The organism is Geobacter sp. SVR (genome assembly GCF_016865365.1).
Taxonomy (GTDB): domain Bacteria; phylum Desulfobacterota; class Desulfuromonadia; order Geobacterales; family Pseudopelobacteraceae; genus Pelotalea.
The window spans coordinates 3691453-3711997 of record NZ_AP024469.1; the positions used below are offsets into that span (position 1 = coordinate 3691453).

General features: G+C 58.5%; 24 protein-coding genes. 9 read left to right on the forward strand and 15 right to left on the reverse strand.

Translation table 11 applies throughout. From position 1 onward, the window contains the following. Position 1: 1 nt before the first annotated feature. From GSVR_RS17080 to GSVR_RS17100, 5 genes are all read left to right on the forward strand, one after another. Positions 2-232, forward strand: a complete 231-nt coding sequence (locus GSVR_RS17080) for a HypC/HybG/HupF family hydrogenase formation chaperone (RefSeq protein WP_173198797.1) — start codon at positions 2-4, stop codon at positions 230-232. Next, positions 229-1320: a hydrogenase formation protein HypD gene (gene hypD / locus GSVR_RS17085; RefSeq protein WP_173198799.1), complete on the forward strand. Its 1092-nt coding sequence runs from the start codon at positions 229-231 to the stop codon at positions 1318-1320. Before GSVR_RS17080 ends, hypD begins: the two co-directional genes overlap by 4 nt. 147 nt (positions 1321-1467) lie before the next feature. Next, positions 1468-2367: a protoglobin domain-containing protein gene (locus GSVR_RS17090; RefSeq protein ID WP_173198801.1), complete on the forward strand. Its 900-nt coding sequence runs from the start codon at positions 1468-1470 to the stop codon at positions 2365-2367. Positions 2368-2395: 28 nt separating this feature from the next. Beyond that, on the forward strand, positions 2396-2983 hold the full coding sequence (locus tag GSVR_RS17095) for a YqeG family HAD IIIA-type phosphatase (protein ID WP_173198803.1): 588 nt from the start codon (positions 2396-2398) through the stop codon (positions 2981-2983). Between the two features lie 144 nt (positions 2984-3127). Next, on the forward strand, positions 3128-3547 hold the full coding sequence (locus GSVR_RS17100; protein ID WP_173198805.1) for a hypothetical protein: 420 nt from the start codon (positions 3128-3130) through the stop codon (positions 3545-3547). Positions 3548-3643: 96 nt separating this feature from the next. On the opposite strand, the gene GSVR_RS17105 is transcribed toward GSVR_RS17100, so the two are convergent. The 3 genes from GSVR_RS17105 to cdaA form a co-directional block, all read right to left on the reverse strand. Then, on the reverse strand, positions 3644-5191 hold the full coding sequence (locus GSVR_RS17105; protein ID WP_173198807.1) for a B12-binding domain-containing radical SAM protein: 1548 nt from the start codon (positions 5189-5191) through the stop codon (positions 3644-3646). Between the two features lie 68 nt (positions 5192-5259). After that, on the reverse strand, positions 5260-6309 hold the full coding sequence (locus GSVR_RS17110; RefSeq protein WP_173198809.1) for a C40 family peptidase: 1050 nt from the start codon (positions 6307-6309) through the stop codon (positions 5260-5262). A 119-nt stretch (positions 6310-6428) separates the two neighbouring features. Next, on the reverse strand, positions 6429-7853 hold the full coding sequence (cdaA, locus tag GSVR_RS17115) for a diadenylate cyclase CdaA (protein ID WP_173198811.1): 1425 nt from the start codon (positions 7851-7853) through the stop codon (positions 6429-6431). A gap of 143 nt (positions 7854-7996) precedes the next feature. Here cdaA and ubiE point away from each other — a divergent pair, with 143 nt between their 5' ends. Continuing rightward, positions 7997-8707 carry a bifunctional demethylmenaquinone methyltransferase/2-methoxy-6-polyprenyl-1,4-benzoquinol methylase UbiE gene (gene ubiE / locus GSVR_RS17120; RefSeq protein ID WP_173198812.1) on the forward strand — a complete coding sequence of 237 codons (711 nt, stop codon included), beginning with the start codon at positions 7997-7999 and terminating at the stop codon, positions 8705-8707. A gap of 100 nt (positions 8708-8807) precedes the next feature. On the opposite strand, the gene plsY is transcribed toward ubiE, so the two are convergent. Genes plsY through GSVR_RS17135 form a run of 3 tightly spaced genes read right to left on the reverse strand, consistent with a single transcriptional unit; the run spans position 8808 to position 11569 of the window. Beyond that, entirely contained in the window at positions 8808-9404 is a 597-nt protein-coding gene (gene plsY / locus GSVR_RS17125) for a glycerol-3-phosphate 1-O-acyltransferase PlsY (protein ID WP_173198814.1), read from the reverse strand. 57 nt (positions 9405-9461) lie between these two features. Continuing rightward, the gene (locus tag GSVR_RS17130; RefSeq protein WP_173198816.1) at positions 9462-10208 is read right to left on the reverse strand and encodes an outer membrane protein assembly factor BamD; all 747 of its coding nucleotides are present in this window, start codon (positions 10206-10208) and stop codon (positions 9462-9464) included. Between the two features lie 32 nt (positions 10209-10240). Further along, the gene (locus GSVR_RS17135) at positions 10241-11569 is read right to left on the reverse strand and encodes a hypothetical protein (protein WP_173198818.1); all 1329 of its coding nucleotides are present in this window, start codon (positions 11567-11569) and stop codon (positions 10241-10243) included. A 141-nt stretch (positions 11570-11710) separates the two neighbouring features. Between GSVR_RS17135 and hypE the strand changes: the two genes are divergently transcribed. Genes hypE through GSVR_RS17150 form a run of 3 tightly spaced genes read left to right on the forward strand, consistent with a single transcriptional unit; the run spans position 11711 to position 13687 of the window. Then, complete coding sequence (gene hypE / locus GSVR_RS17140; RefSeq protein ID WP_173198820.1) at positions 11711-12724, forward strand: hydrogenase expression/formation protein HypE; 1014 nt, start codon at positions 11711-11713, stop codon at positions 12722-12724. A gap of 10 nt (positions 12725-12734) precedes the next feature. Further along, positions 12735-13217, forward strand: a complete 483-nt coding sequence (ybaK, locus tag GSVR_RS17145; protein WP_173198822.1) for a Cys-tRNA(Pro) deacylase — start codon at positions 12735-12737, stop codon at positions 13215-13217. 20 nt (positions 13218-13237) lie between these two features. Next, on the forward strand, positions 13238-13687 hold the full coding sequence (locus tag GSVR_RS17150; protein WP_173198824.1) for an N-acetyltransferase: 450 nt from the start codon (positions 13238-13240) through the stop codon (positions 13685-13687). A gap of 36 nt (positions 13688-13723) precedes the next feature. On the opposite strand, the gene GSVR_RS17155 is transcribed toward GSVR_RS17150, so the two are convergent. From GSVR_RS17155 to GSVR_RS17195, 9 genes are all read right to left on the reverse strand, one after another. Further along, positions 13724-14185: an Rrf2 family transcriptional regulator gene (locus GSVR_RS17155; protein ID WP_173198826.1), complete on the reverse strand. Its 462-nt coding sequence runs from the start codon at positions 14183-14185 to the stop codon at positions 13724-13726. A gap of 122 nt (positions 14186-14307) precedes the next feature. Further along, positions 14308-15033, reverse strand: a complete 726-nt coding sequence (locus tag GSVR_RS17160; protein ID WP_173198828.1) for a ComF family protein — start codon at positions 15031-15033, stop codon at positions 14308-14310. Between the two features lie 75 nt (positions 15034-15108). Continuing rightward, entirely contained in the window at positions 15109-15762 is a 654-nt protein-coding gene (locus tag GSVR_RS17165) for a lactate utilization protein (protein ID WP_173198830.1), read from the reverse strand. A gap of 58 nt (positions 15763-15820) precedes the next feature. Beyond that, complete coding sequence (locus GSVR_RS17170; protein WP_173198832.1) at positions 15821-16408, reverse strand: peptidylprolyl isomerase; 588 nt, start codon at positions 16406-16408, stop codon at positions 15821-15823. Positions 16409-16475: 67 nt separating this feature from the next. Then, the gene (gene hemH, locus GSVR_RS17175) at positions 16476-17423 is read right to left on the reverse strand and encodes a ferrochelatase (protein ID WP_173198834.1); all 948 of its coding nucleotides are present in this window, start codon (positions 17421-17423) and stop codon (positions 16476-16478) included. A gap of 150 nt (positions 17424-17573) precedes the next feature. Then, positions 17574-18713 carry a PLP-dependent aminotransferase family protein gene (locus GSVR_RS17180; RefSeq protein ID WP_239077368.1) on the reverse strand — a complete coding sequence of 380 codons (1140 nt, stop codon included), beginning with the start codon at positions 18711-18713 and terminating at the stop codon, positions 17574-17576. A gap of 486 nt (positions 18714-19199) precedes the next feature. Continuing rightward, complete coding sequence (locus GSVR_RS17185; RefSeq protein WP_173198836.1) at positions 19200-19574, reverse strand: hypothetical protein; 375 nt, start codon at positions 19572-19574, stop codon at positions 19200-19202. Next, positions 19571-20083 carry a hypothetical protein gene (locus GSVR_RS17190; RefSeq protein WP_173198838.1) on the reverse strand — a complete coding sequence of 171 codons (513 nt, stop codon included), beginning with the start codon at positions 20081-20083 and terminating at the stop codon, positions 19571-19573. The genes GSVR_RS17185 and GSVR_RS17190 overlap by 4 nt, the downstream gene beginning before the upstream one ends. An 11-nt stretch (positions 20084-20094) precedes the next feature. Beyond that, on the reverse strand, positions 20095-20520 hold the full coding sequence (locus GSVR_RS17195) for a helix-turn-helix domain-containing protein (RefSeq protein ID WP_173198840.1): 426 nt from the start codon (positions 20518-20520) through the stop codon (positions 20095-20097). Positions 20521-20545: the final 25 nt, after the last annotated feature.

Genomic DNA, 20545 nt, shown 5'->3' on the forward strand with positions numbered 1-20545 from the left:
CATGTGTCTCGGTGTTCCCATGAAGGTGCTCACCATAAACGGCGACGACATCATCGCAGAAATCGACGGTGTCCGGAAGGAGGCCAGCCTGGCGCTGCTGGAAGAGAAGGTGGCGGTGGGGGACTATGTCATCGTCCATGCCGGTTTTGCCATCTCGCGCCTGAACGAGGAGTATGCCCTGGAAACCCTCAGGCTGATGAGAGAGGTCTTTTCCCCTGAGGATATGCAATGAACTATCAGGACGATTTTCGTGACAGCCGCCTGGTCGCCATCATGGCGGAAAACATCGCAGGCATGGCTGCCCAGTTGCCCGGGCCGGTCAGTTTCATGGAGGTGTGCGGCACGCACACCATGTCCATCTACCAGTACGGCATCCGCTCGCTCCTGCCGGACAATGTGCGGCTCATATCGGGCCCCGGCTGCCCGGTGTGCGTCACTCCCATCGGATATGTCGACAAGGCCGTGGCCTGCGCATCTGACAGCAACAACATCGTGGCGACTTTCGGCGACATGCTGCGGGTGCCCGGCAGCCGTTCGTCCCTGATGGAGGCCCGCGCCCAAGGAGCCGACGTGCGGGTGGTCTACTCCCCCCTGGATGCGGTTGCCCTGGCCAAGGCCCATCTCGACCGACGGGTCGTCTTTCTGGGAGTCGGATTCGAAACAACAGCACCGGCCATCGCTGCCAGCATTCTGGATGCGGCCCGGCAGGGATTATCCAATTATTGCGTACTGGCTTCCCACAAAACCGTTCCGCTGCCGATGGAACTGCTCTCCTGCGATCCGGAGCTGGGACTTTCCGGTTACCTTTGTCCCGCCCATGTCAGTACCGTGATCGGCGGCAACGCCTACAGGAAATTGGCGGATACCTTCGGCGTCCCCTGCGTGGTAACCGGTTTCGAGCCGGCCGATGTGATGCAGGGTATCGAGATGCTGCTGGCCCAGGTACTGGCAGGCAAGAGCCTGGTCGAAATCCAGTACAACCGCGCGGTGAGCTGGGAGGGAAATGCGAAGGCGCAACGTATTCTCGATCTGGTTTTCGAGCCGTGCGATGCCGTCTGGAGGGGGCTGGGGCTGCTGCCGGGCAGCGGGCTGGCGATCCGGCCGGAGCTGTCGGCCTTTGATGCCGAAAAGGTGCTGACGATTGTGGCCGGCGAAGAGGTGGAAAACTCCGCCTGCCGTTGCGGCGAGGTACTGAAAGGCAAGCTGGCTCCCTTCGACTGCCCGCTGTTTGCCACCGCCTGCACTCCCGAATCCCCGGTCGGTGCCTGCATGGTTTCCAGTGAGGGGACCTGCGCCGCAGCATACAAGTACGGGCGGTAACGACTTACCATGTCACACCTGCCACAGCGACACAGAGAACGTGAGAGCGGCTCAAGCCGCTTTTGAATTTTACCGGTTTCCAGTCTCCGGTTTTCTCTGCGTCTTCGTGGCAGATTTTTATGATTTTGCAATGTTCTGGAGAGCCTTATGATCACAATGCAGGAGCTGAAGGACCACTACCGGTTCAGCGATGATGACGCCGAACTGCTCAGGTCGCTTCAACCGCTGGCTGCACAGCACCAGGATCGCTTTACCGAGGAGTTTTACGACTATCTGTACGGCCTGCCCGAAACCGCAGCCATCCTGAATGTCAGCAATCGCACGCGCCTGCGCGAGATGCACACGCGCTGGTTCATGTCGCTTTTCTGCGGCACCTACGACAATCATTACCTGAACCACCTGACCCGTATCGGTTATGCCCATGTCAAGATCGGGCTCAACGCGCATTTCGTGAATGCCGCCATGAACCAGATACGTCACTTCCTGCTCAACCTGATCGACAGCAACTATTCGGACCGGGAGCAGCGCCGGATTCTACGTGAAGCCACCGAGCGGATGCTCGACATGAATCTGGACGTCATGACCGCCTCCTACCGCGAGGAGGAGCTGAAGAAGGTCTTCGTGTCACGCAAGGTCGAATCGGTCCTGATCAAGCTGACCGAGCGGTTTACCTACGGCCTGAACCTGGTGCTGGTGCTGGCCCTGGCCGGCGTTTCGATTTCGGTGGTCTGCCTGTTCGTCTGGGACATCGTGCACATCTTCCGTGGGGATATCGAAAAAGCCATTCTCAGTGCCCTGGGCGAGTTGCTGATCCTGTGGATGATGATCGAGCTGATGGACAACGAGATCAAGAATCTCAAGGGGGGCAAGTTCAATATTCTGGTCTTCATCGGCGTGATCATCGTGGCCATGATCCGTGAAATTCTCATTTCCACGCTGCGCCATGATGACCTGACCACCCAGGCCTTCCTGGCCGGCACGCTTTTGATCCTGGGGGTCGTCTATTACCTGGTATCGCGCTCACAGAAGGAGCTGGGCAAGACGTGAGAGGCGGAACCGGAGCACGGCGTCGTTCATGATGCCGGGAGCGCACATACTGGCGGGATTTTCCCTCGGTCTCCGTCATCGCCGCGAGTTGAGCCGCCTGCTACGGACTACGCCGCGCAACAGCGCGGTCCTGACATTGGATCCCGCAACCCTGAAAGCCAACGGCATCACCACGCTCGCGCTGGATTTCGACGGCGTTCTGTCGCCGCACGGCTGCGCCGAGCCGCTTCCCGCAGTCTGTGAGTGGCTGTCGCGCTGTATTGCCGCTTTCGGTGAAGAGCGCATCTTCATTCTCTCCAATAAGCCGACGGAAGAGCGGCGCCGCTGGTTTGCGGAACACTTCCCCCTGATGCGGTTCATCAGCGGCGTGCGCAAGAAGCCTTTTCCGGATGGGCTGCTGAAGATCGGAGAGGCAGCAGGGGTTTCCCTGGCCGAGGTGCTGATGGTCGACGACCGGCTCCTGACCGGCTGCCTGGGCGCCATCCATGCCGGCGCACAGCCGGGCTACATCCGCAGCCCGTACATTTCCCTCGGAGAACGCCCGTTCGTAGAATCGTTCTTCATGCTGCTGCGGTTCGGGGAGCGGTGCATTGTAAGGCTCCTCAGACCCTTCTGAAACGTCTCCACTCACTCCGAATCCGCGCCCCGCTCATCGCTCGGCCTCAACTGGCGGACCGCCGACAGAGGAGTATTTTTTTGCTTGGAATAACCCGACCAAACGTGGTAAAAAAAGAAGTTATCAAAAAATCAGGAGGTTGAGATGAAAAAAACTGCACTAATTCTTCTCTCCATCGCAGCACTGGCTGCTGCCGGCTGTAAAGACAAACCCAAGACGGAAGCTCCCCAGCAGCCGGTAGCCGCCGCCCCCGCAGGCCAGATGCCTGGTGGCGCGCCGGGCGCTGATCCCCACGCAGGCATGAAGTCCCAGGAAATCCCCGCAGGGGTCGGCAAAAAAGCCAAGGTGACCCAGACTATGAACTCCGGCGGTTACACCTATGTGGAAGCTGCCGACGAGAAGGGTGAAAAGACCTGGCTGGCCCTGCCCGAAACCAAGGTGAAGGTGGGCGATGCAATCGAGTACCCGGAAACTCCGCCGATGGTCAACTTCCAGAGCAAGACCCTGAACAAGACCTTCGAAAAGATCCTGTTCATCCCCGGCATCCGCATCGCCAAGCAGTAAGTAATCCGACGGTAAATTCCGACGGGGCCCCAAAAAGGCCCCGTTTTTTTGTGTGTAACATGCAGCCAACGGTGCGCTGCAAACCTCTCCGCCGACCTACCGTTTTCCGTCGACTGCCGCGCGCGAGGGTGCATGCTTGGGCACAAGGGCCAGCACACGCTGGAAACACTCCCGTGAAGGATTCCCCTTTCCCCGCTCGGCATACAGCTCCCCCAGCAGATACCATCCCCAGGGATTGTCCGGCTCACGGTCGCAGATTTCCCTGAACTCGCGCTCGGCTGCCGCGGCATCCCCACTCTGACGATACCATTCCCCTGCCAACACGTTGGTCGCATGGCAATAGCCCAGCAGGCGTTTCTGGCGGGCAAAGCGCCCCGGACTACCACCGTGTCCGGCACCGGCAATCGCCTTGAGAAGCCGGCGAGAGCTCAGGCCCGTTTTCGCAGCAGCATATATGGCCGGTTCCGGGCTGTTCTCGAATATGTCGTCCGGCACCCGTCGCGCCGCGACCGCGTCGTCGAACAGACGCGTACCGGGATAATAGGCCAGGGGCGAGACATACCCGTCGTCAGGACGAATGCGGCGCATCAGGGCAATGGTGGCGGTCAGGTCTTCCTCGGCCTCCTCCGGGATATCGCCGATCAGATAGACCGACAGATTGATGCCGGCAGCCTTGATCGCCGCCGCAGCCCGTTCCACCTGAGCGGTGGTGATCGATTTTCCGAGCAGTTCGAGCATCAGCGGCGAGCCTGACTCGATGCCCAACTGGATGCACTCGCACCCGGCCCGCTTCATCCAGCCCACCAGTTCTTCGTCCAGCGAATTGACCCGAGACTGGCAATTCCATACGACATACGCTTTGCGCTCGATCAGCAATTGGCAGATGGCGATGGCCCGCCTGCGATCCGCAGTGAAGGTGTCATCGCGCAGGGAAAAATAGATCAGACCATATTTGTCGCGCAAATACATGATTTCGTCGACGACGCTTTCAGGCGAGCGGAAGGCTACCCGACGCCCCCAGAATCCGGGCGAACTGCAGAAACGGCACGCCGACGGGCATCCCCTGGCGGTAACGATAAATTCCGCCTGCAGCTCCTGATCGACCCCAACGGAATCTTCCAGGTGCAAGGCCGCAAAGGGAATGTGGTCCAGATCGGCGGCTACGGGCTGCGGCGGGTTGACCGCAAGACGGCCGCCTTTGCGGAAGGCGATTCCCGCAAGATCCTCCCATCCCTTTCCGGCTGCCATCCGGCCGGCAAGATCGAGCAGCGTCGCCTCCCCTTCCCCGAGAACGACGATGTCCACCGGGGTCTCCCCCTCCAGTATCCGGTCATGGCGAAACGTAGCATGGGCTCCGCCCAGCACGATCGTGCAGTCCGGGCAGAGCTGCCGGACAAGCCGTGCCAGATCGAGCGAGGCATGCCGGTTATGGGTCCATTGCGAGATGCCGACGATATCCGGCTGGAGTGCGGTCAGTTGCTCGGCAACGGCGGCCTCGCTCCACCCGGAAAAATTGGCGAGAAGGGATTGGTATCCCGCTTCCCGCAGCGTGGAGTGCAGATAGCAGAGTCCGGTCGGCAGCAGCGAGATGAATTGATCGTTGCGATCGGAATTGCCGGAGATGTAGGTGAACAGTATTTTCATGGGGATGACCAAAAAAAATCCGGGTCGTTTGACCCGGATTCGTAGGTGCGGTTACAACAAGAGAACTATCAGTCGCTCAGGTTCAGGGAGACGCCGAGGGTGTCGTTGGCAAGCACGTCATCGTCACGCTCTTCCTCGACCCCCAGCAGCAACTCGTTGAAATTGAAACCGGATTCCGCCTTGCCGATGCGTCGGGCTCCCAGATATCGGGAAAGGTAGTAGGGGGTATCCATCGACGAGATGACAACGCGGTGGTCACGCGAGGATGCATGGATCATCTTGCGGTCGCCGAGATAGATGCCCACATGCGACGGGAAACGGGCATAGGTCTGAAAGAAAACCAGATCACCTTTCCGCAGGTCGCCGCGCTGCACTTCACTGCCGACGGAGAATTGTTCGCGAGCAGTGCGGGGAAGCGATACCGCCAGTTCCCGGAACACCTGCTGGGTGAAGCTGGAACAGTCAAGGGCGGCGCGGCTGTTTCCGCCAAAGCGGTAACGAGCCCCCAGAAAGGTATAGGCGGTTTTCTTGAGCTTGTTGATACCGGCAGAGGTAGTGCTCTCTTCCAGCTTCTTTGCCAAATCGACCGGCACGTCAGCGTCGAGATCAGTCAATTCTGCCAAGGTAGTGTTGAACTCCTGCTCGTTGAGCAGGTCACGGTTGACCAGTTGGAGTCGATTGGCAGCTACACTCGGGCGGGGATTTTCCTTGGCGGCCGGTGCCTCCTCGCTCAATGCCAGCACTTGGCCAACCTTCACTTTGTTTCTCTTGATTCCGTTGAGACGGCGCAGGTCGGCCATCTTTACGCCGGTTTTTTTGGCGATTCCGGGAAGCGTGTCACCTTTGAGGACCTTGTAGCTCTGCTCCCTTTCAGTCACTTTATCTTTGCGACCTTGAGCGGCGGCGTGGGAGGGAATGATCAGGCGCGTACCCGCGGGAACTCTGGTACCGGCAAGATTGTTGACCGATTTGAGTTCATCGATGGAAACATGATATTTGCGGGCTATGGAGTGGAGGGATTCGCTCTTGCGGGTGACATGTGTCTTGGAGGCCAGGGCCAGGGGGGGGAAGGCAAGAACCATGAGGCATAGCAGTAGAATATATCTCGTATGCGTCATTTTCCCTCCTCATTGTTTTAAATTTCAACTTGCGGCCACCGACTTATATAACATACGTTTTCAAAAGTCAACCTTTCTGTAACAAAAACTGCCGCACGGCCTCACAATCAACAATACAACTATTTGTTTTTAATCGACTTTTGACGCACAGCCAGGCGTATCGAAACCGGCGCGTCTCTCAGGATGCTGACCTGCTTCAACGGCGGCAACAGGCTTTTGCGGTAGACCTGCCCCTTGATCAACTGACTGGCATCCAGCTCCTCGGTAAGGACCGCATCGACCCGCGCGATCTGTTCCGAAGGTCCCTCCACCTCGACCACGGCGGGATCGGCTAAGACATCCAGACCACGCAGCGGCCGTGTCAGTGCTCCCCGCAACCGCACTTTGACCGGCACCGTCTTACGCTGCTTGCTTTCGGCGACGATCCTGATCGACGGCGGATTGATGCTGTTGATGACCATGCCGGAGGGAAGGCTGAAATCGGAGTGTTTTATCCTGATGACGTTCTGCCCGTCGTGAACACCTGAAAGATCGAGATCGGCTGCAATATCGAGTTTGGAAGGGAGCGGTGTCAGACTGGAGAGAGATTTGATCTGGACATCGATTTCTTCGGGAACCGACCGCACCAAGGCCAGGTTGTTCGGAATGCCATGCATCCTGACCGGTACGGTTACAGTCGTAATCTGCCCCTGCCGGGAGGTGATCAGTATCCAGAAGGTTATCACGATGAGCAGGATGGCCGTTTTGGGGATCAGGTTCCGGAACATCTGTTTCGGCAGGCTGTTGCGGGCGACTTCGCGGACAGGATTGATCAATTCGTCCAGGAGCGCCGCCAGCTCTCCGGAAGAGGCCACCCGGCGCAGCTCCCCTCCCACGGCCAGCGACACCTCTCCGCGCTCCTCCGACACCACGGCCACTATGGCGTCCGTCCGTTCGGAAAGCCCGAGTGCGGCCCGGTGACGGGTGCCCAGGTACTGAGGGAGATCAGGGTTGGCGGAGAGCGGCAGATGGCAGGAAGCCACGGCAATGCGCCCGCTGCTGATCAGTGCGGCCCCATCGTGCAGCGGCGTGCCGTCCACGAAAATCGCTTCCAGGATCTGAGGGGAGATTTCGCAGTCGAGTCGCACGCCGTTCAACATCAGGTCTGCCAGGGACTCGCTGCGCTGAAAAACGACAAGTGCTCCGGTCCGCTTGCCAGCAAGGATAAACAGGGTTTCGGCAAGCTCCTGGAACCGGGCCTGCGGGGTTTCCTCACGGCTTTCGAACAGATGCCGCAAAAGGCTGAAGCGATACAGGGCCTGGCGGATCTCGGCCTGAAATACGACGATGATCAGGACGATCAGCACGGTCCCCAGTTCCTGCAGAATCCAACTGGTCATGTACAGCCCGAGGAAGCGGGTGACGAAGTAGATCAGCGTGACCACTCCCAACCCGAGCAGCACCTGCATGGCGCGGGTACGGCGAAACCACGAGTAAAGCTGGTACAAAAGAAATGTCATGATCAGGATGTCAGCCACATCCTGCAGGCGTACAAACGATGGCAACGCGGTTTCTGCCCCTTTCTGGAAATGAGAACCACGCCTCCGCGAAACCGGGAGGATTTTTGCTGGTCTTGCCGCACAGAATCATGCTACAAGAATCAGCTCGTAAAAATAGCATCAAATTCGGACAAAAGGTAGCAAATCCTATGTTCAGGCTTTCCGACAAAGGCGAAAAGATTCAGCAGATGTTCGGCGCCATCGCCCCCCGTTACGATTTCCTCAACCGTCTCCTGAGCTTCGGCATCGACCGCCGCTGGCGCACCAAGGCGGTACGACTGCTCAAGTATCAACAGGGATCGCGCATTCTGGATGTCGCCACCGGCACCGGCGACGTTGCCCTTGAAATCGCCCGCTCGACCCCCTCTTCGGTACAGATCACTGGCGCCGATTTCTGCCGGGAAATGGTGGAGTTGGGGCAGGTCAAGGTGGCCGCCTCACCCTATGCGGACCGGATCGAATTCAGGGTGGCCCCCTGCGAGGACCTCCCCTTCCCGGACAACACCTTCGATTCGATTACGATCGCCTTCGGGATCAGGAACGTGGTCGACCGCCGGCTGGGACTGGCCGAGATGTGGCGGGTACTCAGGCCGGGAGGCAGAATGATCATCCTGGAATTCTCGACTCCGCGTTCGCAGCTGTTCCGCCAGATCTACCACTTCTATTTCCGCCGTGTACTGCCGGTAATCGGTGGATTGTTCTCGCGCTACAACGCCTACAAATACCTGCCGGATTCGGTGCTGGAATTTCCCAGCCAGAACGAATTCTCCACCATGATGGCGGACACCGGATTCCGCCATATCCACATCCGTGATCTCACCTTCGGCATCGCCAGCATCTATACCGGCGAAAAAGAATAGCAACAGCTGCCCGATACAATAAAAGGCCTGCCGGAGAACTTCGGCAGGCCTTTTCTGTTCAGGGATCAGGAACGGGCTCAATGATTCGGGGCACGCCCTCTCATGACTTGAAGCGATTTTCCGTCCCCGCCAGCAGGCGTTTTATATTTTCGTGGTGCCGCATGATCACGATCATCGCGATCACCAGCGTAACCGCAACCAGCGGCTGATCCCCCCCCAGAAAGGCCACCACCAGCGGCATGACCGCCGCCGCGCTGACCGAGCCGAGCGAGACGTAGCGCCATTTCAGCATCAGTCCCACAAACACGCCCAGCGCAATCGCCACTGCCAGGGGGGCAAGCCCCAGGAACACTCCCAGGGCCGTAGCAACCCCTTTTCCCCCCTTGAAGCGCAGAAAAACCGAAAAGACATGCCCGCAGAAAGCCGCCAGACCGACCCAGGCCACCTGCTCAGCGGAAAGCCCGAACTGACGAGCGGCCAGCACCGGGATCAGCCCCTTGAGGCAGTCGCCGATCAGGGTCATGACCCCGACCTTGCGTCCCACGGTGCGATAGAGGTTGGTGGCGCCGATATTGCCGCTCCCCTCTTTGCGCACATCGATGCCGTAAAGCTTGCCCAGCAGGAGCCCGGTCGGGATCGACCCCAGCATATAGCTGGCTGCTATCCAGATGATCGCTTGTGCTCCGTTATCGTACATATGCGTTCATAATCCGTTTCTGTTACGGCCGCCCTTTCCCGGGCCGGCCCCGGCGTCTCACCGGAGGTACTTGTTGATCAGTTCCTTGGCATCAGCGGCATGCGCGCTGTTCGGAAAATCCTTGAGCAGCTGGTCCAGGGCTTCCTTCCCTTTCGGCTTCTGGTCCGCTTTGATATAGCCTTTACCGAGCCACAGCAGCACCTCGTCACGGCGCGGAAGATCCCCGAACACCTTGAGCGCCTGCTCGAAACGGGCGATAGCGGCCGGATACTTTTCGTCGTTCATATAGAACTTGCCCACGTAGAGCTCATACTGCAGTTGTTTGTCCCGGCATTCGCCGTATTTGGCTTCCGCATCGCCCCTGAACTCACCCCCGGGATACAGCTTCATATAGGACTCGAAGAGGCCGATGGCATTCTTGACCGGCGTCTGGTCGGTATCGATGCCGTGAATCTGGTGATAATGACTCATGGCTTGGCGGTAAAGCGCGTAGCCGGCCCGCTCGTGCCGAGGATGAAGTTTGCGGAAATCTTCGTAGGCCGCGGCAGCCTCGATGTAATCCTTATGCACAAAGTAGGCATCGGCAATGCTCAATTCGGCCCTGGTCGTCAGCTCGGGCGACTGGAAAGTCTCCTTGACCTTCTTCCATTGGGCGATGGCTTCCTCGTAATCCCCCTTCTGGAAGAGTCGCTCGCCCTCCTTGAACATCTCATCAGGGGTACTGGCGATCCGGTGAGCAGCGCAGCCCTGCAGCAGGGCAACGACAATCATGGAAACCATTGCTGTTTTGACAGTGTTTTTCATACCGTTCCTTATGGTGGATTCAGATCTGCTCCTTACAGAATTCCGGCACCCATCGGGCCGGACAGCAATTGGCCGATGGTATCGTGATTGAGCCACACCACCGGTCCGGCCGGCTGCCAGGCGGCCTGCACCATCAGGCGCCCGGTGGCGAGGAACACAACCCGCGACAGTTCGGCGCACACGAGCTGCTTCTGGTCGGCATGCATCCCCATCAGCTCAGCGGAGGCGGCCAGCATAAATTCGGCCTGCGCACCGGTATTGTGCTGCGGCCAGGCGGCGAAATCGAGCAATTCGGACAGAAGCGGGGACGACAGATACGCATCTGCCCGCTCCAGCAGCCGCTCCAGGGTCTCTCCCTCTTTCAGCATCTGCCGGCAGCGCTCATACAACGGCGCTGCCAGGGCTTCGCCAGCCTCACGCCTGATGGCGGTCAGGAGCGGATAAAGAGAAATTTCCACACCCAAAAACAGGGCGCTCGAATTGGTCTGGATCTCAGGGCAATTGAAAACGGTGGCTACAATACCCTGATCGAAAGCCTCGGCTGCTATCTGCTCCAGGCGCATTTTTGCCCAACCCTGAACATAGGGGGTGTACGACTGCCAACGGTATTCGCCGCCGACCAGCACGCCGGTGCCGTGATAGCCGTAAGCGGTATAGCTTACCCGTCCGCCGGCCGTGGTGTTGCGGGTACGTATGGCAGCGGTTTCCTCCAACAGATAGCGGAAGGTGTCGGCGGTAACCTCGTTGAAGCTGGCGTCGCACAGACGCCCCAGATTGCTCTGCCAAAAATCGGCCGAAGCCAGGAATTTGTCCCCGGTCCCCTTGAACACCCGGTTGAGCAGCGGCATGAATACCCGCGCCCGCGGGATGCCGCCTGCCATTGCATGCGCGAAGACGACGCTGGCCCCTTCCGGGATCTGCCTGCCAAGTTCCGCGGCAACCATGGACAGGGCACTGCGGAAACGGGCCGTGCCGGCGGCACGGGCCTGCTCGATGAAGCCCTCGGGGAACGTAATGGTATTCCAGTCGTCGGGCCGGGCCTTTTTGAGCTGCTCCGCCACCGAAGGCTGCCCATTCACCGCTTCCATGTCGAAACCGGCTTCAAGGGGTACATTGATGATCTTTCCCCCCAGAATGGCTTCCGCAGCGCGCAATTCTTCGGCATTGAGGGGGCGCAGGCTGCCGTCGGCATCGCGCCTGCCCACCGTGGTGCCGATCACGGTCATTCCGAGACGCCTGGCCTCGTCCACCATGCCGTTGGCATAGCCGCGCCCGAACAACTCACCCACCAGCACCAGCACATCCCCTGTCTTATAGCCCGCTTTACCGGGCAATTCCTGCATCGGTCTGTAGTCCGTCATTATATCCTCCTCTGCTCGACAATCATCGTTTCATATCATGAACGTCGCTGGAATGGGAACAGAAAAAGCACTGCCGCTGCGCGTGACAATGCGGGAAAAGCGTGCTATGTTCCGCGAAAAACGAAGGAGCGACCGAACTCCGTGAATACCGACCTGATCCTGCTTGGACACGGCAGCGGTGGAAGGCTCTCTCACCAACTGCTCGACGAACTGATCATTCCCGCCCTGAGCGGGACCGCCCCATCCGCACAGAATGATGCCGCCCTGCTGGATGGACTCTGCGGCCGCCTGGCCTACACCACCGACTCGTTCGTGGTCGATCCGATCTTCTTTCCCGGGGGCACGATCGGCAGCCTGGCCGTGCACGGCACCGTCAACGACCTAGCCATGATGGGGGCCAGACCGCGCTTCCTCAGCATCGGGCTGATCATCGAGGAGGGCTTCAGCAGGGCAGACCTGGCGACGATCCTGCACGACATGCGCCGTGCCGCGGATGATGCGGGGGTCAGCATCGTCACCGGCGACACCAAGGTCGTGCCGCGCGGCAAGGCTGACAAGATCTTCATTACCTCCTCCGGTATCGGTATAATAGAGCACGAGCTGCAGATCCACGGTGCCAATGCCCGGCCCGGCGACCGCATCATCATCAACGGCACGGTCGGAGACCACGGCATCGCCGTCATGGCCGGCCGCGAAGGCCTCAAAGTCGGCACGGACATCAGCAGCGATTCCGCCGCACTGAACGGGCTGGTGACAGAGATCATCGACGAGGCAGGCCAGCACCTGCACGTTCTGCGCGACCCGACGCGCGGCGGGGTAGCCACCACCATCAAAGAGATCGCCCTGCAGTCGGCCGTCTCGGTTACGCTCAGCGAAAAAGACCTGCCGGTCAAGCCGGGGGTGCGGGGGGTCTGCGCGATCCTCGGCCTCGACCCGCTGTTCGTGGCGAACGAGGGCAAACTGCTGGCCTTTGTGGCGCCCGAAGCGGCCGACCGTGTCCTGGCCCGTATGCGGCAGCATCCGCTGGGCACCGAAGCCGCCATCATCGGCAGCGTGTCGGCCGGAGAGGCCGGACGGGTACGTATGGAGACCTCCGTAGGAGGTCTGCGGGGGGTCGAGATGCTGGCAGGCGAGCAACTGCCGCGGATATGCTGAGGTTGGAATCATGGCCAAAGAAAAAACGCCCATAACCCCTGCCGTTCGCCAGTTGCGCAGCGAAAAGGTCGCCTTTACCGACCACCTCTATGCTTACGAGGAAAAGGGGGGCACTGCCACCTCGGCCCGGGAACTGGGAGTGGACGAGCACAGCGTGATCAAGACACTGATCATGGAAGATGAACGGAAAAATCCGCTGGTTGTGCTGATGCACGGCGACCGGCAGGTTTCCACCAAGGAACTGGCGCGCCTGATCGGCACGAAACAGGTTTCCCCCTGCTCGCCGGACACGGCCCAGAAACATACCGGTTACCTGGTAGGGGGCACCTCACCCTTTGGGACCCGCCGCGCCATGCCGGTCTACATGGAAGAGGGCATCGCAGCACTCGCCAAAATCTATATCAATGGCGGCAAACGGGGCTATCTGGTCAGCCTCGACCCGGCCGAACTGGTCCGGGTATTGAAACCGGTGCCGGTCAAGGTCGGTATTTAGAAGCAAAGGAGCAACCCATCATGATCCGCAAGGGCCAAATCAGCGACGTTAAAGAGATCCAGAAACTGCTGATCACCTATGCCAGCCGGGGGGATATGCTCTCCCGATCGCTGTCCGAGATATACGAATCGCTGCGGGATTTTTACGTATTCGAACAGGATGGAGTGCTGCTGGGAACTGCTGCGCTGCACATCGTCTGGGAGGATCTGGCCGAAGTCCGTTCGGTCGCCGTGGCCGAGGACGCAGGACGCAGAGGTATTGGCAGTCAACTGGTGCAGGCCTGCATCGCCGAGGCCCGCGAGATCGGGCTCAAACGCATCTTCTGCCTGACATACAAACCGGAATTCTTCGGCAAGCACGGCTTCCGTCTGGTCGACAAATCCGAGCTGCCTCACAAGGTGTGGGGAGACTGTATCAAATGCGTCAAATTCCCCGATTGCGACGAGAATGCCATGATTCTCGACCTGTAAACCTGATGCGCCGGCTCTGCAGCCAGATCCCGCAGATCAGCCGGCCGTCAGCTCTCTCTCGATCCCCATCGCCTGACCACGCTCACACAGGGTCTGGAGCGTCATACCAGCAAACAGGTTGTTGATCAGGGTACTGGCCTCTTCCCACACCGTCTGGGTCACGCAGTTTCCCTCAAAAGGGCATTCTGTCTGCCGCCTCGGCTTCCTGAGGGGTGTTCCCCCGCAGTTGACCAACAGCACATCCTGTTCGGTAGCGTTCAGTATCTCCAGCACGGTGATTTCATCCGGTTTCCTGGCAAGGCAGTATCCCCCCTGGGGACCGCGCTTGCTCCGGAGAATGCCGGCCCTCTTCAGGGTCTGGAAAATCTGCTCCAGGTACCGGGGAGAAATCTGCTGGCGGCGCGAAATATCCTGAATCTGCGCAGGCGCTCCCCCGGAGTTGTAAGCGATATCGAACAAAGCCCGCAGGCCGTAACGGCTCTTGGTGGAAAGTCGCATCCCGATCCCTCGTTTCTTTGAACCCGCATTTATCCAGATCAGCCATTGTGCTTACAATGGTCCTCCGGCATTGTCAAGAAAATAGCCAGTTATTCCATAGCAGTAGGCGCAGGGGAAGAGCGTCACACCACGGCCCGCGCCATTGTGATCACCGTCACGTGGCAGGCCCCGGCTTTCTTGAGTACCCTGGCGCACTCGTCTACGGTGCTGCCGGTTGTGAAGACATCATCCACCAGCAGAATCCGTTTGCCCGTCACCTGGGACGGATTGTCCACCGCAAAGGCTCCCCGGACATTGGCACGCCGCTCCCCGGCATCCAGCTCGATCTGCGGCCGTGTCCAGCGGACCCTCCGCATGAGCCGCCGCTTCAGAGGCAGTCCCCATTCACGCGCCAGCGGCTCCGCCAGCAGTACTGCCTGATTGAAACCTCTGCTCCGCAGCCTCCTGACGTGCAACGGCACCGGTACGATCAGGTCAGGGGTTTGAAGGGCAACGAATTCTGACAATTGCTCCACAGCCAGCAATGCCAAGGGGCGTCTCAGATGGGTTCTGTAGTGGTACTTGAAGGCATGGATGAGCTCGCGGCCACCCCCTTCGTACAGGAGTGCCGAGCGGGCTGCATCGAAACCGGGGGCATGGGTCAGGCAGTCTGAGCAGGGATGATCATCGCCAAAACCATGGAAGGGAATGCCGCAGATCGAACAGCAGGGATGGCAGACGGGTGGCATCCTTTCCCGGCAGGCCGGGCAGATGTGCAGCGGCCCGGCCTGGGGAATGAATGTCCGGCACAGATGGCAGCGCGGGGGAAATAAAAAATCGAGCAAAGTATCCCGGAAAGTTCCGAACATGAGGGCTTACCGAGGAAGCGCGGTTTTTTGAGGATGGACCGGGAGCAGGCTTCCGGTCCATCGATTGGTCGGAGGCTAAAAACCGAGATCAGCATTGACCACCAGCACCCTCACATCGCTGAAGCGGGGACGGCGGTCGATGATGGTCGTCACCCGGCACAGCCGCTCGGGAGAATTGCAGTTGCTGCAGAAACCGGTGCGGGCACAGGGAGTGTTGAAACTGAGACGTTTGGCATTGGGAGGAGTGGCCCGGTCCTTGATGCGGTCAATGGCCTCCTGCGACGTGCCGGCCACCAGCTTGTTGCGGCCCGCCACCACGATCACCTTGCGCGGACCGAAGAACATGGCAGCCGCACGGTTGCCGGTGGCGTCGATATTGACCAGTTCGCCGGAAAGCGTCAGGGCGTTGCACCCCGAGAGGAACAGGTCGCAGGTGAGCTGGCGGCGATTGATCTCCAGCCGCTGCTCCGGCGTTAAACCGGGAGTCCCATGGTTGAGGATCTCCTTGCCCTGCTCCCTGAGATGCGCCTCGACTCCCAGGCCGGCCACGGTCATGGAGCCGCCGAAGCCAATGCTGTGCGCATCAGCAGCTTCACGCATGATATACTCGAAGGCCTCCTGCGGCGAAGAGCAGAACAAGGCCTCAAAGCCGTTCTTGCCCAGTGATTCGACCGCCTTCTGGCATTTCTGCTCGTGCGTCCAATTTACCAGCTCTTCGGTCATTCCCATCAGCTTTCTCCTGTGCACCCGAAAGAAGCGGCGGCCACCGCCCTTCTCTTCCGGTTCTTTATTTCAAAACCTTGACGGACTTTATCACTACCTGTTCGACCGGCACATCCCCCATGCCCCGGGAAAAACCGGTCTTGACGGCAGCGATTTTATCGACGACGTCCATCCCCTCCAGCACCTTGCCGAACACGGCATAGCCGTAGCCCTGCATGGTGGTATCGCGGTGGTTGAGAAAATCGTTGTCGGCAACATTGATGAAAAACTGGGCCGTGGCCGAATCGACGATGCCGGTACGGGCCATGGCCAGGGTGCCGCGCTGATTCTTCAGGCCATTGGTTGCTTCGTTCTTGATGGGGGCTTTGGTCGGTTTCTGTTTGAAGTCACCGGTGAATCCGCCCCCCTGGATCATGAAACCGGCGATCACGCGGTGGAAAATGGTACCGCCGTAAAAGCCGCTGTTGACGTAGTCGAGGAAGTTCTTGACGCTTATGGGCGCCTCTTTCTCGAACAGTTCCAGCTTCACATTGCCCTGCGAAGTTTCCATCAGCACCACCGGGTTTTTAGTTGCCTTGGTCGCGCCGGCGGCCAGGGCGACACCGGTTGAAAGCAGCAGGGCAGCGACAACCACAAGCATCTTTCTGAACATGATATTCCTCCTGTCGATCGGATAGTGGTAAAGCAGATTTTTTTGCGACAGTATCAGTTTTTTCAGGCTACCTGGCCGAACGCACCAGCTCGGCCAGACAGGCAATGAAGGCCGGGGAGCTGTTGAGCGACTCGCTGCGGCGGAAATCGGTGATTCCCAGGGCAGCGGCCTCCTCCCGGTACTGGATATCAATCTCGTAGAGGGTCTCGATGTGATCGGACACGAAGGAAAGCGGCACCATCAGAAGTTTTGTGCATCCCTCCCCTGCCAGCTTTGCCATGGTTTCTTCGGTCGACGGCTCTAGCCATTTGACCGGCCCTGCCCGCGACTGAAAGGCCAGGTGGTGCGATACATCGCCGAAGCGTTCCATTGCCAGCCGCACCGTGGCCTGGATGTGGTCCAGGTACGGATCGCCGGAATCGATGAACGACTGCGGCAGGCCGTGGGCCGAGAACACCAGTTGCACCCCGGAGCGGTCCCCGAAACCGGCCAGCCCCTGTTCGATCTTTTCGACCAACGCGGAGATGTACAGGGGATGGTCATAGAACTGGCGCACATAGCTCAACTCCATGCCCTTGCCGGAAGTTCGCAGCTCCCGTTCCAGTTCGTTCAGGCTGGAACCGGTGGTGGCTCGCGAAAAGTGCGGATAGAGCGATAAGACGATGACGCGGCTGATCCCTTCGCGTCGGATGGCGGCCAGGGCCTCCCGCGTATCCGGTTTGCTGTAGCGCATGGCCACGAAGCAGCGATACCCCTCCCCCAACGTCTTTTCCAGCTCCAGCGCCTGCTGTTCGGTCAGCTTGCGGATCGGGGAGCCATTGCCGATCTGCTTGTAATACTCTGAAACCTTCCTGGTACGTTTGCGGGAGATGAAACGGGCAATCAGCGGCTGCAGAAAACCGGGACCAATGCGGATGATGTCCCGGTCGGAAAAGAGGCTGTACAGAAAGGGCTCGATCAAATCCAGCGAATCAGGTCCCCCCATTTGAAGCAGCAGTACGGCAGTCTTGTTCATGTTGTTTCCACCCGGCGAGATGTGCAAAGGACTGATGACCCCTGCTGATATGGCATTCAATAAAAATTAACTTATGAAATCCTAAAGCTTTTAGCAACATAATTTACTGAAGGCATGGCCGCCCGGGGCAAAGTTCCCTTGGAAGATGCGTCAAATCGCCGCCGCTATCCCCCCCAGAGTCTCCAATGCCAGCTCGATCCGTTCGGACCAGCAGGCGGCATTGAGCCGGAAGCAGTTTTTGTACTGGTCACCCAGAGTGAAGATCGTGCCGGGCGCGATGCCGATTCCCTCCTGCAAGCCGGCCTGGTAGAGCCTGAAGGAGTCCAAATCCTCCGGCAACTCTACCCACAGAATATAGCCCCCTTCGGGACGGCTGACCCGCGTTCCCAGTGGGAAATAACGGCCGACGGCCTCCCGCACCTGGCCTGTCTGGCGGGCATAGACCCGACGAATCTTTCTCAGATGGTGATCATAGCCTCCATTGGTAAGAAACTCAGCAACGGCCAACTGGGTGGGTGAGGAACTGGCGACGTTCAAGAGCGCCTTCAACTGGGCCACCTTTTCCCGAAACCGGCCGGGCGCGATCCAACCAATCCGGTAGCCAGGAGCCAGGGTCTTGGAGAAGGAGGAGCAGTAAAGGACCAGCCCCTTCTCGTCAAAGGCCTTGGCAGAGGCGGGACGGCTTGGGCCATATGCCAGATCGCCATAGACATCGTCCTCAATCAAGGGGATATCATGTTTTGCCAGGAGCATCACCAGTTCCCGTTTCTTTTCGTCCGGCATGAGGCTGCCCAATGGGTTGTTGAAATTGGTTATGGTGATGCAGGCGCTGACCTGGTTGTGCCGGATAGCATAGTTGAGGACCTCCAGGTTCAGTCCCTCGCCGTTGGAGGGGATCTCCAGCACCTTCAGCCCCATCCATTGGATGGATTTGAGAAAAGTTGGGTAGACCGGAGAGCCGACGGCCACGGTGTCGCCGGGGCGGTATACCGCCTGGAGCGCCAGGTTCATCGCCTCGACGCATCCAGAAGTGATGACAACGTCATCCGGCGCCAAGGAGCAGCCTGAATTGAGCGAGCGCCTGGCAATCAGCGTACGCAGCCGTTTGTGCCCCTGTGCCGGTGGATAGGAAATGCTTTGCAGCGGAAAACGCTTGGATTCGGAAGCAAGCATGCGGTTCAGTTTGTCGATCGGCAACAGGTCGGCATTCGGTATCCCACCACCAAGCGGGACGAGCGAGGGATCGGCGATATTGCGCATGACCTCCAGGGCGATATCCCCCAAGATCACCGGGTTAGGAGCGATATCCCCGGTTCTTCCCCCAAAAGCCGAACGTCCAGTCGGTTCCACAAGCCGGGAACAGACGTAATAGCCCGACACAAGGGGGGTGGGATAACTAACACATGAGAAACACGATAAACGTCCGCGACGATGCTTGACGGATGCTTTACATTGAGGGGAAAACGACTGGGCATCAAGATTGTTTTGATGGAAACCGACCGCCGCCCAAATCGATCGTCGATCGTTCGATCTGATCATCAACCCCACCGGAAGAGATCGGTTTGTTTCGCGTCAGCGAAATGGGGCGTGAGCCCCTTATCCATCACTCGCCCCAGGCTACCACTTGGCCGTTTTTGATATACAGGTATGAATCGCCGCGTGTGTAATAGTCGACCACATTGCCCTTCCAACTCGCTTGGCCGTGAATGAAGAACTCGCCCACACATTTCTACACGCGTGACAGCTCCATCCCCACCCTAATCTGGCCGTTCCCGTTCACTCCTCTGGCCTGGTCGTCCACACTTGGATGCCATACTGATCCGCGACACTCTGTAGACGTTTAAGGTATCGGCCGTCATCATCGCCCCGCTCCATGATTAACACCACCCCCGGCCGCTTGCCGGTCATGCCCGCGTAGTACAATGCCTGCCCAATACTTTCAGCCCACTTCGTTGCGAAATCAAACTCCACCGCATACTCGTCTGTCAGACAATCGACCCGTGCGCCATCCTGCAGGCGGAACTCCAGCACGCCCTTGTGATCATCGCACCATAGTTTTTGGTAATGTTTCTCAGGGTACAGGTGGGCAGCCTGGCTAGCACCCGTGCCGATCATCAACAACGCCATCAAGATCAGGAGTGGAAGCTTCATTTGAATGGATTTTTTGAGATTTTCTTGGCTCCCCTTAAATCGACGTCGCCCGGTAGGCCCATAACAACAAAGCCGTTTACAACTTGGTCGCCATCAAAGTGCAGGAATGCCGTGAACGTGCCGATCGGACTATCTATGACAGCATCTTTGATATTGGGTAGCTTTGCCAGGGCCGCTGACTTGAATGAATATATTTCGACCTTACCATTCGGCCAGGGCGCCGGCTTCCTGCGTGCGGCCGTCAGCTTAGCGTCGGATGGAAGTAGAGGCTTGATACTTTTAACGAACTCAGCAACGGTGGGTACTGCCCCGATAAATTTCCGCGACTCAATGTCGATCCGTGATACCCGAGGCGGCTTACCGAATACGTAATATGTCTCATCCAACGATACTTTTGCGCCGTACTGAGCGCGGACATCTTTAACCGTATCTCCCAGACCAGCTGCAAACACGAGTGCAGTCGGCTGGACAATAAATACACACATTAGAATTGCCATCAGTTTATTCATTGAGCCCTCCATTATCCTGCCTTTTTCCGTTCTTCCATCAGCTCCGAGAGGAGTTTCTTCTCTTCAGCGTATTTTAAAACATCTCTCTGTTGCTCTTCGGACATCTGTGCGAGCAGTTGATTGATCTTCAAGACCACATCAGGATGAATACTTATTTCAGGTTCAGCGACCAGCAGAACACGCGGATCTTTTATCGGAAATATTATTTTTGCCTCGCCTATTCCCGAAAATACCCACTCCCGCTTCAGTCTCTCCTTGTTACACAAAAGTTCAACATCAGCCATGCTGTTGACTCCACGGCTCTCCCTGTTTTTCAGCGTCTGTATCGATATAGCTAAACGCTTCGCCAGCTCGGTCTTGCTGGACAAATCTAGCGCCAACATCAACCTTGCATGAATTTCAGCCACCTGAACATTTGTGAACTTTTTCGTTGACATGTTTTACACTTTTGTTTAATTTTGT

What these genes read in the sequence shown, in the direction of transcription:
- GSVR_RS17090 (WP_173198801.1), top strand. Translation starts at nt 1,468, where the DNA reads ATGATCACAATGCAGGAGCTGAAGGACCACTACCGGTTCAGCGATGAT.
- ybaK (WP_173198822.1), top strand. Translation starts at nt 12,735, where the DNA reads ATGGCCAAAGAAAAAACGCCCATAACCCCTGCCGTTCGCCAGTTGCGC.
- hypD (WP_173198799.1), top strand. Translation starts at nt 229, where the DNA reads ATGAACTATCAGGACGATTTTCGTGACAGCCGCCTGGTCGCCATCATG.
- ubiE (WP_173198812.1), top strand. Translation starts at nt 7,997, where the DNA reads ATGTTCAGGCTTTCCGACAAAGGCGAAAAGATTCAGCAGATGTTCGGC.
- hemH (WP_173198834.1), bottom strand. Translation starts at nt 17,423, where the DNA reads ATGAACAAGACTGCCGTACTGCTGCTTCAAATGGGGGGACCTGATTCG.
- GSVR_RS17185 (WP_173198836.1), bottom strand. Translation starts at nt 19,574, where the DNA reads ATGAAGCTTCCACTCCTGATCTTGATGGCGTTGTTGATGATCGGCACG.
- GSVR_RS17080 (WP_173198797.1), top strand. Translation starts at nt 2, where the DNA reads ATGTGTCTCGGTGTTCCCATGAAGGTGCTCACCATAAACGGCGACGAC.
- plsY (WP_173198814.1), bottom strand. Translation starts at nt 9,404, where the DNA reads ATGTACGATAACGGAGCACAAGCGATCATCTGGATAGCAGCCAGCTAT.
- GSVR_RS17170 (WP_173198832.1), bottom strand. Translation starts at nt 16,408, where the DNA reads ATGTTCAGAAAGATGCTTGTGGTTGTCGCTGCCCTGCTGCTTTCAACC.
- GSVR_RS17110 (WP_173198809.1), bottom strand. Translation starts at nt 6,309, where the DNA reads ATGACGCATACGAGATATATTCTACTGCTATGCCTCATGGTTCTTGCC.
- GSVR_RS17105 (WP_173198807.1), bottom strand. Translation starts at nt 5,191, where the DNA reads ATGAAAATACTGTTCACCTACATCTCCGGCAATTCCGATCGCAACGAT.
- GSVR_RS17100 (WP_173198805.1), top strand. Translation starts at nt 3,128, where the DNA reads ATGAAAAAAACTGCACTAATTCTTCTCTCCATCGCAGCACTGGCTGCT.
- GSVR_RS17190 (WP_173198838.1), bottom strand. Translation starts at nt 20,083, where the DNA reads ATGAATAAACTGATGGCAATTCTAATGTGTGTATTTATTGTCCAGCCG.
- GSVR_RS17155 (WP_173198826.1), bottom strand. Translation starts at nt 14,185, where the DNA reads ATGCGACTTTCCACCAAGAGCCGTTACGGCCTGCGGGCTTTGTTCGAT.
- GSVR_RS17195 (WP_173198840.1), bottom strand. Translation starts at nt 20,520, where the DNA reads ATGTCAACGAAAAAGTTCACAAATGTTCAGGTGGCTGAAATTCATGCA.
- GSVR_RS17150 (WP_173198824.1), top strand. Translation starts at nt 13,238, where the DNA reads ATGATCCGCAAGGGCCAAATCAGCGACGTTAAAGAGATCCAGAAACTG.
- GSVR_RS17160 (WP_173198828.1), bottom strand. Translation starts at nt 15,033, where the DNA reads ATGTTCGGAACTTTCCGGGATACTTTGCTCGATTTTTTATTTCCCCCG.
- GSVR_RS17165 (WP_173198830.1), bottom strand. Translation starts at nt 15,762, where the DNA reads ATGGGAATGACCGAAGAGCTGGTAAATTGGACGCACGAGCAGAAATGC.
- GSVR_RS17130 (WP_173198816.1), bottom strand. Translation starts at nt 10,208, where the DNA reads ATGAAAAACACTGTCAAAACAGCAATGGTTTCCATGATTGTCGTTGCC.
- GSVR_RS17095 (WP_173198803.1), top strand. Translation starts at nt 2,396, where the DNA reads ATGATGCCGGGAGCGCACATACTGGCGGGATTTTCCCTCGGTCTCCGT.
- GSVR_RS17135 (WP_173198818.1), bottom strand. Translation starts at nt 11,569, where the DNA reads ATGACGGACTACAGACCGATGCAGGAATTGCCCGGTAAAGCGGGCTAT.